Here is a 13,359-nt window from a genome sequence, read left to right as displayed (position 1 = left end):
TGGTTGAGGAGCCTAGACCAGCAGTCCAGGGCTATGGAAGAGTGCACAAGCAAGTTTGTGGCCGTTATTGGTCTCTAATTGGGGGGAGTCGGCATGGAGATCGTCGAGGTGGAGTCGGCGGTACGCGGGGACGCGCACTTCGTCCAGGTGCGCACGTCCGACGGGCGGACCGGGGTGGGCCAGTCCGCGTGCTGGGGATACCCCGACGCGGTGCACGCCGTGGTGCAGACGTTCCGGCCGTACCTGCTCGGGGCCGACCCGGACCGCATCGAGCACCACTGGCACCACCTCTACCGGATGGGCCCGTTCCGGGGCTCGGTGCTCACCGCCGCCGTCTCCGCCGTCGACCTGGCGCTGTGGGACCTGCTGGGCAAGCGGCTCGGGGTGCCGGTGTGGCAGCTGCTCGGCGGCCGGGTGCGCGACCGCATCCGGCTGCACCTGCTGCTGCCCGGCACCGGCGCGCAGGCGCTCGCCGAACAGGCCGCCGCCGCGGTCGCCGACGGCTTCACCGCCGTGAAGTTCGACCCGCTGCCGGCCGCCTACGGCGACCTGTCCCAGGCCCGGCTGGTGGCCGAGACCGAGGCCACCACCGCCGCCGTCCGCGACACCGTCGGCCCGGACGTCGACCTGCTCATCGAGCTGCACCGCAAGCTCACCCCGTTGCAGGCGCAGGCGGTGGTGCCGGCGCTGGCCCGGCACCTGCCGCTGCTGGTCGAGGACCCGATCCAGATCGACAGCGTGAGCAGCCAGGCCGAGGTGGGCCGGCGGGCGCCGCAGGTGCCGATGGCCAACGGGGAGCGGCTGCACACCATCTGGGAGTTCAAGGAGCTGCTGGCCCAGGCCGGCGCGCAGTACGTCCGGCCCGACGTCGGGCTGGCCGGTGGGCTCAGCCACGCCCGTAAGATCGCCGCGCTGGCCGAGGCGCACCACGCGGCCGTGGTCACCCACAACTGCCTGGGCCCGCTGCTCACCATGGCCTCGGTGCAGCTCGACACGGTCATCCCGAACTTCGTCACTCAGGAGTACTCGCCGTTGGACGACCAGCTCGCCGACGGTCCGGCGCGGGCCTGCGTCCGCCGCGAGGGCGGGTTCCTGCCGGTGCCGCAGGAACCCGGCCTGGGCGTGACCCTCGACCTGACCGACACCCGGCCGCTGGACCTGACCGGCCGGCCGCTGACCCGCATCCCGTTGCGCGCCGACGGTTCGGTGGCGTACGCGGTCTGACGGCGGGCACCGCGACGGACCGGCGGGGACCTCCCCACCGGGCCGTCGCGGCACGGTCGCGCCGCTCACGGCGGCGGCTGCCCCGGATGGTGGAACACCGGGTACGCCCACAGCGGCTCGCCGTCGGCGTCGGCGATCTCGGCGAACAGCTCCGACAGCGACGCCGTCCAGCGGGCCTGCACCGGCGAGGCGGCGGTGACCGCGCGGGCCTCGGCGAACCCCCGACGGGTACGCAGCACGCAGATCAGCAGCAGGTCGTGCCGGTAGATGTGGTAGTCGTAGACGCCTGCCTCGTCGAGCAGCGCGGACAGCTCCGGCCACACCCGGGCGTGCCGCCGCTCGTACTCGGCCTGCGCGCCGGGGCGCAGCCGGTAGAGGTGGCACACCTGCTCACCCGGCCCGGCCGCCCCGCTCACCGACGCCCCCGCCGCAGCGGACCGGCCGGCGTCACCCGGCTGCGGCCGGTCGACGTCCGCCGGCAGCGGCCGACCGGCGTCACCCGGCTCCGGTCAGCCGGCGTCACTTGCCGGAGCCGGCGAGCGCGCCGGAGACGAGCTGCCGCTGGAAGACCAGGTAGACGATCAGCACCGGCAGCAGCGCCACGATCAGCCCGGCGCTGACCAGCGGCACCGACACGTCGTACTGGCCGCTGAGCAGGGAGACGCCGACCATCAGCGTCTTGCTGTCCGAGCCGCCCATGATGACCAGCGGCAGCAGCAGGTCGTTCCACATCCAGACGAAGTTGAAGATGGCCAGCGCCGCGATGGCCGGGGTGGCGATCGGGGCGAGCAACCGGAACAGGATGGTCAGGTGTCCCGCGCCGTCGACCCGGGCCGCCTCGATCAGCTCGTCGGGCACCTGCTGGAAGTAGCCGGCGAGCTGGTAGGTGCCCAGCGGCAGCCCGAACGCCGCGTACGCCAGGATCAGGCCCTGGTACTGGCCGGACATGCCCAGGTCCAGCACCGTCTGGTACAGCGGGTAGATGATCGCCTGGCTGGGGATGGTCAGCGTCACGATGATCAGCAGGAAGACCACCTTCCCGCCCCGGAACCGCAGCTTGGTCACCGCGTACGCGACCAGCAGGGCGGCGAGCACCGACAGCACCAAACCGCCGAGCGTGGTGACCAGCGAGTTGAGCAGCAGCCGGGGCATGTCCATCCGGCGGAACGCCTCCAGGTAGTTCTCGAAGGTGATCCCGGCCGGCAGGCCCAGCGGGTCGTCGGCGAAACCGGACTGGGTCTTCACCGAGCTGACCACGGTGAACAGCAGCGGGTAGATCGCCGCGACGGCGACGACGACCAGTGCGAACGTCAACAGGTAGCGCCCGATCCGGGCGAAGTGGCGCGGGTTCATCGCGGCTTCCGGGTCCCCTCGGTGAACATGTGCCGGACGCTGAAGATGGACAGCACGGCGACGAAGACGAACAGGGCGATGCCGATGGCCGAGCCGTAGCCACGGTCCAGGAACTGGAAGGTGGTGAGGAAGACCAGGTACTCGGGGAGCATGGTGGCGTCCCCCGGGCCGCCCTGGGTCAGCGCGTAGATCAGCGGGAACAGCCAGATCAGCACGCCGGAGGCGCACAGCACGCTCCAGTACGCCACGGTCGGGCGCAGCATCGGCACGACCACCGACCACAACCGCCGGAAGAACCCCGCCCCGTCCAGGTAGGCCGCCTCCAGGGTCTCCTCCGGGATGGTCGCCAGGCCGGCGAGGTAGGTCATCACCCCGAGCCCGAAGAAGCTCCACAGGGCGACCGCCACCAGCGAGAACAGTGCGCTGTAGCGGCCGTTGAGCCATTCGATCGCCAACGGTTCCAGCCCGACGAAGCGCAGCAGGGCGTTCAGCGGCCCGTCGGGGGCGAGGATCTGCCGGAACATGATGCCGACCACGATCGGCGCGATGGTGTACGGCACGAAGTACACCGCCCGGAAGAACTTCCACCCGGGCGAGCGCTGGTGGATCAGCAGCGCCAGGATCAGCGGGAGCACGATCCACACCGGCAGGGTGGCCACCACCAGCAGCGCGTTGCGGAAGCTGGTGAGCACCATCGGGTCGTCGAACATCCGGGTGTAGTTGTCCGCCCCGGCGAACTCGCTGCCACCGAAGCCGCTCGACGACTCGAAGCTGGTGACCACCCCGCGGACCAGCGGCACCAGCTTGAACAGCACGGCCAGAACGAGGGCGGGGAGCACCAGCGCGGCACCGAGCCACCACTCCCGGGCCCGCCCGGGGCGGGGCGGCCGGCGGGTCGGCGCGGGCGGGGCGTCGGCGCCCACCGGGTCCGACACCGGCGCGGTGGAGATCGTCATCAGGGTTCCTCTCCCCGGGTCGGGCGGGCGGGGCGACACGGTGCCGCCCCGCCCGCCGGTGGTTACTTGCCCTGCTTCTTGGTGGGGCTGCGCTCCAGCGCCTGCTGCATCTGGTCGGCCCACTTGTCCACGGTGAGCTGACCGAGGGTGACCTGCTGCCAGCCCCGGGCCAGGGCGTCGGCCTCCGGGCCGGAGAGCATCACGCCGGCGTGCAGGGTCGGCTGGGCGACCAGTTCCTGGATCTTGAGGAAGGCCGGCGACGACGGCAGCAGCGCCTTGTCGACGGTCCTGTTCAGGGGCTGGCCCTTGCCGTACTTCACCCAGAGCTCGCCGTTCTCCTTGCCGGCGAGCCAGCTGATGAACTCCAGCCCGGCCTGCTTCTTCTCGCTCCACTGGGTGACCCCGTAGACCGCGCCCTCGATGCCGGAGAACTTGCCGGCCAGCGGCGCGGCCGGGTCGATCGCCGGCCACCGGGTGACGCCGAGCTTGTCGTCGCCCAGGGCCTTGCCGAACGCCTCCCAGTTCACCGCGTCGGAGATGATGGTGCCGGCGAACGCGGCGTCGCCGCGCTGGAAGATGTCCGCGCCGTCGGGCAGCATCGTGATCGACGGGGCGTTCTTGTTGGCCCAGCCCTTGGTGGTGATCTCGGCCAGCTTGCCGAGCACCGACACCAGCTTCGGGTCCTTCCAGGACAGTTTGCCGGCGAGCAGCGCCCGGATGTCGTCCTCGGTGAGGTAGTTGCGGGCGATCTCCGGGAAGTCCCAGTACGCGGGGAAGGTGCCGGACAGGCCCAGCGCCAGGCAGGTCTTGCCGGCCTTCTTCACCGCCTCGCAGGCGGCCCCGAACTCGTCCCAGGTGGCCGGGGGCTGCTCCGGGTTCAACCCGGCGGCGGTCAGGACGGCCTTGTTGTAGTACAGGACGTTGCCCTGGTAGGAGAACGGCACCCCGTAGCAGGTCTTGCTGGTGTCGAAGCCCTCGCAGGCCCCGCTGTAGGTGACCAGGTCCTTGGTGATCTCGGCGGCCTTGTCACCCAACGGCACGTACGCGCCGCGCCTGTCGAACAGCTCCAGCCCGGCGTTGTTGGCCATCACGTCCGGACCGGACTGCGAGGTGATGTACGGGCCCTGCACCTCGGGGTACTTGTCGAACGGGACGGACTGCATCTCCAGCTTGATGTCCGGGTGGCTGCCCTCGAAGCTGGTCTTGACCTGCTTCCAGTACTCGGCCCCACCCGGCTCCCAGGTCAGCACCTTGAGGGTGACCGGGCCGTCGGCGGCGTCGTCGCCACCGCATCCGGTCAGCAGGGCGGCGGCGGCCATGCCGGCGGCGAGGGCACCGGCCAATCTCCGTCGAAACATCGGTTAGCTCCTGTCACAGGTGGGGGGGCTCAGGGGAGTCGGCGGACCGCGCCGCCGCTGTCGGCGCTGCCGGCCACGGCCTCGGCGACCTGCACCACGTGCAGTCCGTCGGCGAGTGGGACGACCGCCGTCGGTGCGGTGCCGTCGATCCGGCTCAGGAAGTGCCGTAGCTCGGCGGCGAGCGCGCCGCCGCCGTCGACCGGGGACAACAGCCAGTCCGGCGCCTCGGTCGGCTCGCCCTGGACGAGCAGCGTGGGGTGGCCGAGGTCGACGTGGGCGACCCCGTCGGTGCCGTACACCTCGACCAGGTCCGAGGTGTGGTGGGGAGTGCTCTCGGGAAGCAGGTAACTGTTGCGGATCGACGACACGACGTCGTTGGCGTGTCGCAGCTCCGCCCACACCAGGACCGGGGTCGCCGATCCGGGTCGGGTCCGGGCCGCCGCGCGGACCTCGACCACCGGCGCTCCGGCGTACCAGAGGGCCAGGTCGATGTCGTGGACGGCGGTGAGCAGCGCGGGGTGTTCGCGCGGGAAGAGCCGGCTCAGGGTGCGGGGCCGGTCACGGCGGGACGACACGGCGAGCACGTCGCCGAGCCGGCCGGCGCGGATCGCGTCGTGCAGGGCCCGGTGCGGCGGGCTGTGCCGCAGAATGTGCCCCGGCTGGCAGAGCACCCCGGTGCGGTCGGCGGTGTCGACGATGGCGGCGGCGGCGGCGACGGTGGTGGCCAGCGGCTTCTCCACCAGCACCGGCACCCCGGCGTCGAGCAGCGCCACGGCCACCGCCCGGTGTGCCGGGCCGGGCACGCAGACCGAGGCGGCGTCCGGTGTCGTGTCGGCGAGCAGGCTTGCGACGTCGGCGTACGCCTGCGGCACCTGGTACTGCGCGGCCACCCGGGTGCGGGTCGCGGCGTCCGGCTCGACCAGGGCCGCCACCGGCACGCCGAGCGACCGGTACGCGGCCAGGTGCCGGACCCCGAACGCCCCGGCCCCGATCACGGCCACCGACGGGCGGCTCATGCCCCGACCGCCTCGACGGCGTCGGTCCGGTCACCCGGGCCGGGCCGACCGGGCCCGGCGTCCCCGTGACCGTCGGGAGCGGCCAGCCGGCCGTCGAGCACCGCCCGGGTGAGCCGTTCCAGGGCGGCCACCCCGACGCCGAGGCAGCGTTCGTCGACGTCGAAGGCGCCGGAGTGCAGCGGTGCGCCGCCCTGCTCGCCGGTGACGCCGAGCTTGACGTACAGGCTGGGGCCGAGCGCGGCGAGCAGCGCGAAGTCGTCGGTGGTCAGTGGGGGCTCGGTCAGGTCGGCGACCTCGACCACCCCGGGCAACTCGGCGCGGGCGAGCGCCACCAGGGCCGCCGCGTTGCGGACCGGGGGCATCTCGTTGGCCCAGGTGAACCGCAGCCCGAGGTCGAGCGCGGCGGCCTGCTGCCGGGCGATCCGCTCGATGACCTCCTTGAGCCGGGCGCGGGTGGCCTCGTCGTGGGTGCGCAGCGTGCCGGTGCCCTCGGCCCGCTCGGCGACCTGGCTCTGGCTGGCCCCACCGGCGATCGTGCCGATGTTGAAGGCCACCAGCTCGTGCGGGTTGCGGGAGCGGGCCACCCCGGCGTGCAGCAGGTTGACGATGCCGGCGAGGCCGAGGATCGCGTCGCGGCCCAGGGCCGGGGTGGCGGCGTGCGCGGCCCGACCGGTCACCTCGAAGCGGAAGGCGTCCTTGGCCGCCATCGCGGTCACCCGGTCCACCCCGATCGTCCCCACCGGCAGGTCCGGCCAGCAGTGCAGGCCGAGGACGGCGTCGAAGCGCCTGTCGCGCAGGGCTTCGTCGGCGAGCACCGCGGCGGCGCCGGAGGTCGCGCCGAACGGGATCTCCTCGGCCGGCTGGAACAGCACGGTCACCGAGCCCCGGGCGGGCGGGTCGGCGGCGAGCCGGGCGGCGACGCCGGCCATCACGGTCATGTGCACGTCGTGCCCGCAGGCGTGACAGACCCCCGGGTTGGTCGACGCCCAGGGCACCTGCTTGGCGTCCTGAACCGGATAGGCGTCCATATCGGCCCGAAGCAACACCGAGGGTCCCTCGCTGCGTCCTTCGATCTCCGCGAGCAGGCCGGTGCCGGCGAGGCCGGTGTGGACCCGGGCGATCGGCGCGAGCCGCCCGGCGAGTACGGCGGCGGTCTGCTGTTCAGTGAACCGCAGCTCGGGGTGCTGGTGGAGCTGCCGACGCAGCCGTACCAGATCGTCAACGTCCTCGTGCGCCTGCACCACGCGGTTCACTCCTCGCCTACGTCCGATAATCCGGACCTAATTGAGACAAGAACCTAAGTGAGGGGTCCTCCCGCGTCAATGGGCAGCTCAGAATCGGTTAGGGTCCGCCCCATGGAACGCGCCGACGCCCACCTGCACCTGTTCGCCGACGGTTATCCCGGCCGGTACGGAAGGTCACCGGCCGGGGGTGACGAACTCGCCGTCTACCGGACGTTGCGCCACGAACACGGCATCGCGCGGGCCCTCGTGGTCGGCTACGAGGGCGGCCCGGAGTTCACCGGCAACAACCGGCACCTCGCCCGGCTCGCCGCGGCACACGACTGGATCGCCCCCCTGGCGTACGTTCCGGTCACCGGCGTCGACCCCGCCGGGCTGGACCGCATCCGGTCGGCGGGATTCGTCGGTCTCGCCGCGTACCTGCCGGACCCGGCCGCCGCCGACACCTTCGCCGAGTGGCTGACCGGGACCGCCGCGCCGCTCGCCGACACCGCGACGCTGCTCAGCCTCAACGCCCCACCCGAGGTCGCCGGACGCCTCGGCCGGGCGCTGGCCGCCCTCGACGGGTGCCCCGTGCTGTTCAGCCACCTCGGCCTGCCCGGCCGGCAGTCGACCGTCCCCGCTCCGCAGGCCGCCGCCGACCGGCTCGCCCCGCTGACCGACCTGGCCCGGCTGTCCCACGTCGGGGTCAAGGTCTCCGGCCTGTACGCCGTCAGTGACCCCGCCGAGGGCTACCCGCACACCGCCGCCCGACCCTTCGTCGAGACGCTGCTGCACCACTTCGGCGCGCGCCGGCTCTACTGGGGTTCCGACTTCGCCCCCAGCCTCGACCACGTGTCGTTCGCCCAGACCCTGCACCCGGTCGGCCTCGACGGACTCTCCGCCGCCGAGGCGGCCGACGTGTACGGCGGCAACCTGCTGCGCGCCCTGGATGGCTGAGCAGGAGTCGACCGGCCCGGGGCGCGATGCTTCCGACCTGCGGGGCAGGGGGAGCGGGCCCGTCGAGACACTTGACGTCATCAATGTTAGCGATAACGTACGGGGACCACCGCCACCCCGCCTCCACCACCCCGAGGTGCCCGTTGAAGCGTCGTACCCTGCTGTCCGCCACCGGCGCCGCCCTCGCCGGCGCGACCCTGCTGCGCCCCGCCACCGCCTCCGCCGCGCCCGGCGACGGCTACGTCATGGCCTACTTCACCGAGTCGCCGAGCATGACCGCCGCCAACTACGGACTGCACCTCGCCGTCAGCACCGACGGCCTGAACTGGACCCCGCTCAACCAGAACCGCCCCGTCGCCACCCCGACGCTGGGCAGCCGGGGCCTGCGCGACCCGTTCGTCCTGCGTAAGCAGAACGGCGGATTCGTGGTGCTCGCCACCGACCTCAACGGCACCGACTGGAACTACCAGAGCCAGTACCTGCACGTCTGGGACTCGGCAGACCTGCGCACCTTCACCGGCTACCGGCTGCTCAAGGTGCACTCCCTGGCCACCCACGCCTGGGCGCCCGAGGCGTACTGGGACCCCGGACGCGGGCAGTACGCGGTCGTCTACTCCGCCGTCACCGGCGGTCGCAACGTGCTGATGGTCAACTACACCGGCGACTTCGTGACCGCGTCCGCCCCACAGACGTTCTTCGACCCCGGCTACGACGCCATCGACGGCAGCTTCGTCAGCGTCAACGGGGTCAACTACATGTACTTCAAGAACAACACCAACAGCACCCTGCTCGGCACCCGCTCCACCACCCTCGACCCGGGCAGCTTCAGCGTCCACACCGCCGCCATCGGCCCCGGCCGGGGAGTCGAGGCCCCGCAGATCGTCAAGTCACACACCGCGAACACCTGGTACCTGTGGGGCGACACGTGGAGCCCCAACGGACGGTTCTTCTGCTGGCAGACCAGCAACGTGGCAGGCGGCGCGTGGAGCCTGCTCAACGACCGGGCGTACACGCAGCCGTTGAACTCCAAGCACCCCGGGATCGCCCCGGTCACCGCGGCCGAACTCACCGCGCTCACCGCCGCCTGGGGGCTGCCCACCTGGAACCGGATCAAGTCGTACAACTTCCCCGACCGCTACGTGCGGCACGGCAACAACGTCGGACGCATCGACACGTACCCGTTCGAGCCGTACCAGGACCAACTGTGGACCCTGGTGCCCGGCCTGGCCGACCCGGCCGGGGTGTCGTTGCGCTCGGTGAACTACCCCGACCGGTACCTGCGCCACTACGACTACACGATCCGGCTGGCCGCCAACGACGGCACCAGCGCGTTCCGGGGCGACGCCACGTTCTACCGCACGGCCGGCCTCGCGGACTCCTCGTGGACGTCGTTCCGCTCGTACAACTTCCCCGACCGCTACCTGCGCCACTACGACTACCTGCTGCGCATCGACCCGCTCAGCGGCAGCTCACCGGCCACCGACCGGCAGGACGCCACCTTCCGGATCGGCTACTGACCCGTCCGGAGCAGCGCCCCGGCACACCGGCGGACGCCAAACCCGCCCGCCGGTGCCGGTGCGGCCGGTCCTATCCTGACGCGATGCCGTACGCCGAACTCCGTGTCGATGCGTGGAACGACCGGTCTGAGGAGGCCGCCGGCCGAATCGCCCGGGAGATCGCGGCGCGGCACGACCTGACCGTGGTGGGCCTGCGGGACACCGGCTACGCGGGACGCCGGCACCGCACCGCGCTGTTCGACCGGGGTGGGCTGCGGTTCGCGCTGGTGCCCGGCGGCCGGCCGACGCTCGGCTACGACGGGACGCGGTTCCGCCCCGGCGCCGCCCAGGCAGCGAGCTATGCCGACAGCGCGCAGGAGTACGGCCTGCCGCCGCTGACCGAGTACGTCGACGCGATGACCTCGCCCCTACGCGACGTCGACCTGCCGGCGATGCTGGTCGCGGTGGAGGCGTTCGAACCCGGCGAGATGCCGGTGCCGCCTGACGATCCACGGGTCGGTGAACTCGTCGCGTCCCTCGACCACCGGGGCGACGGGGTGAGCACCGTGAGCTCCGCCGACGGGCTGACCGTCGAGCTGGACGCGGCCGGCCGGGTGACCCGGGCCGTGCTGGTCGAGGAGTTCGACCACGACGAGGCGACGGCCGCCCTGGCCGACCTGGGCCTGCGGACCACCAGCCCGGACGAGTGGGAGTGGGCCTGCGGCGCGGGCGCGACCACCCTGTTCCGCTGGGGCGACGACAGCCCCGACGACGGCTACCCGGTGGAGCATCCGACCGGGGCGCACCGGACGCCGAACCTCTGGGGGCTGGCGATCGGTCAGGACTCCTACCGGTACGAGGTGACGACCGAGCCGACGGTGGTGTGCGGCGGTGACGGCGGCGTCGTCACCTGCGGCGGCAGCGGATTCTTCCTCGGCTGGCTCACCCTCGCGACCGCCTACCGCGACGGGGACTTCGGCCGGTGGCTCGCCTCCGACGACGGGTACGCCGACGAGACCCTGACCCGACCGGTGATCGACCTGGCCTGATCCGCCGACCGGCGCGGCCGGTGCCCGGAGAACCGGCACGCAGTGCCCGGTCAGCGCAGGCCCGTCGGGCCCTGGCGGGCGTGTTTGCGGTCGTACGCCTCCTGTGCGTCGAGCATCGCGCCGAGATGGTCGTGCGCCCACTCGACGGCCAGCGCGATGGCGGGCAGCAGGGTCCGGCCCAGCCCGGTCAGCCCATAGTGGACGCTGCGGGGTGGGCCGGGCTGCTCCGTGCGGTCGACGAACCCGTCCCGCTGAAGGTCACGTAGCGCCGCCGTCAGCACCTTCGCCGTGACCGGACCGATCTGCGCCCGGATGGTGGAGTACCGCATCGGCTCCTGCGCCAGCAGGGAGATCACCATCGCCGTCCACTTGTCGCCGATGCGGATCGGCGCGATGCCGGACGGGCAGACCGGATCGAAGCGCGCGGCGGGGTCCGTCACCGGCACAGCCTAACGAGGTTTCCCGGAGGAAACCCCGGTGCCCGTTACGGTGGCGCACCGGCGCTGTTCGCCGCCGTACGCACGGGCGGCACCGGCACATCGGCATCGTGGGAAGGGGACAACCAGTGGTCAGGATCGTGGTGTTCGGCGCGGGCGGAAAGGCGGGCCGGGCGGTCGTGGCCGAGGCCGCCGGCCGTGGGCACGAGGTCGTCGCGGTCGTCCGGGACACCGCCCGGTACGCCGACCTCGCCGGTTCCGGCGTCGCGGTGGTCGCGGGCGACGTCACCGACCGGTCGCAGGTCGCCGCCCTGGTCAAGGGCGCGGGCGCGGTGGTGAACGCGGTCGCCCCCGGCCCCGGGGACGCCCCGGGGACGTTCTTCACCGCCGCCGCGAACGCGCTCGTCGACGCCATCGCCGGGGCCGGCGGGGGCCGCCTCGTCGCTATCGGCCTGTCGGCCTGTCTCGACGCCGCGCCCGGCGTCCGGGTCCTGGACACCCCCGGCTTCCCGGCGCAGTTCCAGGACTTCGCGAGGGCTCACGCGGCGGCGTTGGACGTTCTGTGGCAGGCACCCGCGACGGTCGAGTGGTCGGTGGTGGTGCCGGCGATGGAGTTCGACCCGCAGGGCGAGCGGACCGGGACATACCGCGCGGGCGACACCGGCCTGCTGACCGACGCCGACGGCGTCAGCCGCATCTCCTACCGCGACTTCGCCATCGCCGTGCTGGACGAGGCCGAGCAGGGCGCACACCCGCGCACGCACTTCGCCGTCGCCTACTGACCGTCGGCGGTGTCGCACGGGCGATGCGGCCGCGACCGGTCGCCGCGCCAGGGTGACGCCGCCGGTCTCAGCCCTTCAACGGGTACGGGATGAAGGTGCTGCGGTTCTCGTCGAGGTCGAGCCGGCCGCTGATCGGCGCGGCGGCCCGCTGCGGGCAGGTCATCCGTTCGCAGGTCTTGCACCCCGGGCCGATCGAGGTGACGGCGTCGGCGTCGAACAGGTCGATGCCCCGGGAGTAGACCAGCCGGTCGGCGTGCCGGATCTCGCAGCCGAGCCCGATCGCGTAGACCTTGCCGGGCTGGTTGTAGCCGCCATGGTGCCGGGTGATGGTGCGGGCGATCCACAGGTAGCGCTGCCCGTCGGGCATCGCGGCCACCTGCACCACCACCCGGCCGGGCGCGCCGAACGCCTCGTAGACGTTCCACAGCGGACAGGTGCCGCCGGTGAGCGAGAACGGGAACCCGGTGGCGGACTGGCGTTTGGACAGGTTGCCGGCCCGGTCGACCCGGACGAACGAGAACGGCACCCCGCGCGCCCGGGGCCGTTGCAGGGTGCTGAGCCGGTGGCAGACGGTCTCCCAGCCCATCGTGAAGTGCTGGGTGAGCAGGTCGATGTCGTACCGGTGCTGTTCGGCCGCCGCGAGGAACGGCCCGTACGGCAGGATCAGCGCGGCGGCGAAGTAGTTGGCCAGGCCGACGCGGGTGAGGATCTGGGTCTGCGGGTCGTCGAACCGTTCCTCCTCCACGATCTCGTCGATCACGTCGGCGTACTCCAGCAGGGCGATCTGCGCGGCCATCCGCATCGCCTCCTGCCCGGCGCGCAGCGACGTCGACAGGTGCAGGGTGCGGGTCTGCGGCCGGTAGCGGTGCAGCTCGTCGCCGAGCAGGGTGGCGTCGTCGCGGCGTACCTGCACGCCGTGCCGCTGGGCGAGCCGGTCCTGGAGGGTGGACCGGACCTCGCCGCGACGCATCCCGATCGTCGCGGCGAGCCGCTCGGCCGCCTCGTCCAGATCCGGCACGTAGTTCTGCCGCCGGTAGAAGAACTCGGTCACCCGGTCGTGCGGGCTGCGCCCGACCGTCTCCCGGTCGCCCAGCAGCTCGGCGAGCTGCTCGTCGGCCTGCCGGTAGCGGCGGTGCAGGTCGAGGACGGCCTCGGCGACCTCGGGCAGCCGGGTGGCGAGTTCGGTGAGGTCGGCGACGCCGGGCCGGCCGGGCAGCGCCTCGCGCAACCCGGCGACCAGCCGGGGGGTGTCCCGGGGGGCGAAGACCGTCGGGTCGACGCCGAACACCTCGGTGATGCGCATCAGCACCGGCACGGTCAGCGGCCGGGTGTCGTGCTCGATCTGGTTGAGGTAGCTGGGCGAGATGTTGAGCAGCCGGGCCAGCCGGGACTGGCTCAACGCGCGGTCCTCGCGCATCCGGCGCAGCCGGGCACCCGCGAAGGTCTTGCTCACCACGATCACCTCCCCGCTGCTCTTTCAGCAGCCCAGCACCCCTTGGCAGAGTGCG

Annotated in this window: 13 protein-coding genes; 5 read left to right on the top strand and 8 right to left on the bottom strand. The window is 72.5% G+C overall.

The genetic code is table 11. The features are described 5' to 3' along the window. Positions 1 to 93: 93 nt before the first annotated feature. The gene (locus tag JQX11_RS02925) at positions 94 to 1,224 is read left to right on the top strand and encodes a mandelate racemase/muconate lactonizing enzyme family protein (protein WP_204923380.1); all 1,131 of its coding nucleotides are present in this window, start codon (positions 94 to 96) and stop codon (positions 1,222 to 1,224) included. 65 nt (positions 1,225 to 1,289) lie between these two features. On the opposite strand, the gene JQX11_RS02920 is transcribed toward JQX11_RS02925, so the two are convergent. The 6 genes from JQX11_RS02920 to JQX11_RS02895 form a co-directional block, all read right to left on the bottom strand. Then, on the bottom strand, positions 1,290 to 1,640 hold the full coding sequence (locus JQX11_RS02920; RefSeq protein WP_204923379.1) for an L-rhamnose mutarotase: 351 nt from the start codon (positions 1,638 to 1,640) through the stop codon (positions 1,290 to 1,292). Positions 1,641 to 1,743: 103 nt separating this feature from the next. Next, positions 1,744 to 2,577, bottom strand: a complete 834-nt coding sequence (locus JQX11_RS02915) for a carbohydrate ABC transporter permease (protein ID WP_088644292.1) — start codon at positions 2,575 to 2,577, stop codon at positions 1,744 to 1,746. Further along, positions 2,574 to 3,533, bottom strand: a complete 960-nt coding sequence (locus tag JQX11_RS02910) for a carbohydrate ABC transporter permease (protein ID WP_204923378.1) — start codon at positions 3,531 to 3,533, stop codon at positions 2,574 to 2,576. The genes JQX11_RS02915 and JQX11_RS02910 overlap by 4 nt, the downstream gene beginning before the upstream one ends. A gap of 62 nt (positions 3,534 to 3,595) precedes the next feature. Next, entirely contained in the window at positions 3,596 to 4,891 is a 1,296-nt protein-coding gene (locus tag JQX11_RS02905; RefSeq protein WP_232377010.1) for an ABC transporter substrate-binding protein, read from the bottom strand. 29 nt (positions 4,892 to 4,920) lie between these two features. Further along, positions 4,921 to 5,907, bottom strand: coding sequence for a Gfo/Idh/MocA family protein (locus JQX11_RS02900; protein WP_204923377.1), 987 nt, complete (start codon positions 5,905 to 5,907; stop codon positions 4,921 to 4,923). Then, positions 5,904 to 7,151, bottom strand: a complete 1,248-nt coding sequence (locus tag JQX11_RS02895) for a M20 metallopeptidase family protein (protein ID WP_204923376.1) — start codon at positions 7,149 to 7,151, stop codon at positions 5,904 to 5,906. Before JQX11_RS02895 ends, JQX11_RS02900 begins: the two co-directional genes overlap by 4 nt. A gap of 111 nt (positions 7,152 to 7,262) precedes the next feature. Between JQX11_RS02895 and JQX11_RS02890 the strand changes: the two genes are divergently transcribed. From JQX11_RS02890 to JQX11_RS02880, 3 genes are all read left to right on the top strand, one after another. Beyond that, positions 7,263 to 8,087, top strand: a complete 825-nt coding sequence (locus JQX11_RS02890) for an amidohydrolase family protein (protein ID WP_204923375.1) — start codon at positions 7,263 to 7,265, stop codon at positions 8,085 to 8,087. 143 nt (positions 8,088 to 8,230) lie between these two features. Next, the gene (locus JQX11_RS02885) at positions 8,231 to 9,604 is read left to right on the top strand and encodes a glycoside hydrolase family 43 protein (protein WP_232377009.1); all 1,374 of its coding nucleotides are present in this window, start codon (positions 8,231 to 8,233) and stop codon (positions 9,602 to 9,604) included. An 83-nt stretch (positions 9,605 to 9,687) separates the two neighbouring features. Beyond that, the gene (locus tag JQX11_RS02880; RefSeq protein ID WP_204923373.1) at positions 9,688 to 10,632 is read left to right on the top strand and encodes a hypothetical protein; all 945 of its coding nucleotides are present in this window, start codon (positions 9,688 to 9,690) and stop codon (positions 10,630 to 10,632) included. A gap of 50 nt (positions 10,633 to 10,682) precedes the next feature. On the opposite strand, the gene JQX11_RS02875 is transcribed toward JQX11_RS02880, so the two are convergent. Continuing rightward, entirely contained in the window at positions 10,683 to 11,072 is a 390-nt protein-coding gene (locus JQX11_RS02875; RefSeq protein WP_307826033.1) for a winged helix-turn-helix transcriptional regulator, read from the bottom strand. Between the two features lie 125 nt (positions 11,073 to 11,197). On the opposite strand from JQX11_RS02875, the gene JQX11_RS02870 reads away from it, so the two are divergent. Continuing rightward, positions 11,198 to 11,851 (top strand): NAD(P)-dependent oxidoreductase, encoded by a 654-nt coding sequence (locus JQX11_RS02870; RefSeq protein WP_204923372.1) that lies wholly within the window; start codon positions 11,198 to 11,200, stop codon positions 11,849 to 11,851. A gap of 67 nt (positions 11,852 to 11,918) precedes the next feature. Here the strand turns inward: JQX11_RS02870 and JQX11_RS02865 are convergent, their stop codons facing one another. After that, positions 11,919 to 13,304, bottom strand: coding sequence for a short-chain fatty acyl-CoA regulator family protein (locus JQX11_RS02865; protein WP_307826032.1), 1,386 nt, complete (start codon positions 13,302 to 13,304; stop codon positions 11,919 to 11,921). Positions 13,305 to 13,359 lie beyond the last annotated feature (55 nt).

This window comes from Micromonospora humida, from assembly GCF_016901255.1.
Taxonomy (GTDB): Bacteria; Actinomycetota; Actinomycetes; order Mycobacteriales; family Micromonosporaceae; genus Micromonospora; species Micromonospora wenchangensis.
The sequence above is the reverse complement of the archived record's forward strand: the minus strand, read 5'-3'. Positions and strand labels throughout refer to the sequence as shown.

Coding starts and splice junctions, on each gene's coding strand:
- JQX11_RS02925 (WP_204923380.1), top strand. CDS start 94: ATGGAGATCGTCGAGGTGGAGTCGGCGGTACGCGGGGACGCGCACTTC.
- JQX11_RS02915 (WP_088644292.1), bottom strand. CDS start 2,577: ATGAACCCGCGCCACTTCGCCCGGATCGGGCGCTACCTGTTGACGTTC.
- JQX11_RS02910 (WP_204923378.1), bottom strand. CDS start 3,533: ATGACGATCTCCACCGCGCCGGTGTCGGACCCGGTGGGCGCCGACGCC.
- JQX11_RS02905 (WP_232377010.1), bottom strand. CDS start 4,891: ATGTTTCGACGGAGATTGGCCGGTGCCCTCGCCGCCGGCATGGCCGCC.
- JQX11_RS02900 (WP_204923377.1), bottom strand. CDS start 5,907: ATGAGCCGCCCGTCGGTGGCCGTGATCGGGGCCGGGGCGTTCGGGGTC.
- JQX11_RS02890 (WP_204923375.1), top strand. CDS start 7,263: ATGGAACGCGCCGACGCCCACCTGCACCTGTTCGCCGACGGTTATCCC.
- JQX11_RS02880 (WP_204923373.1), top strand. CDS start 9,688: ATGCCGTACGCCGAACTCCGTGTCGATGCGTGGAACGACCGGTCTGAG.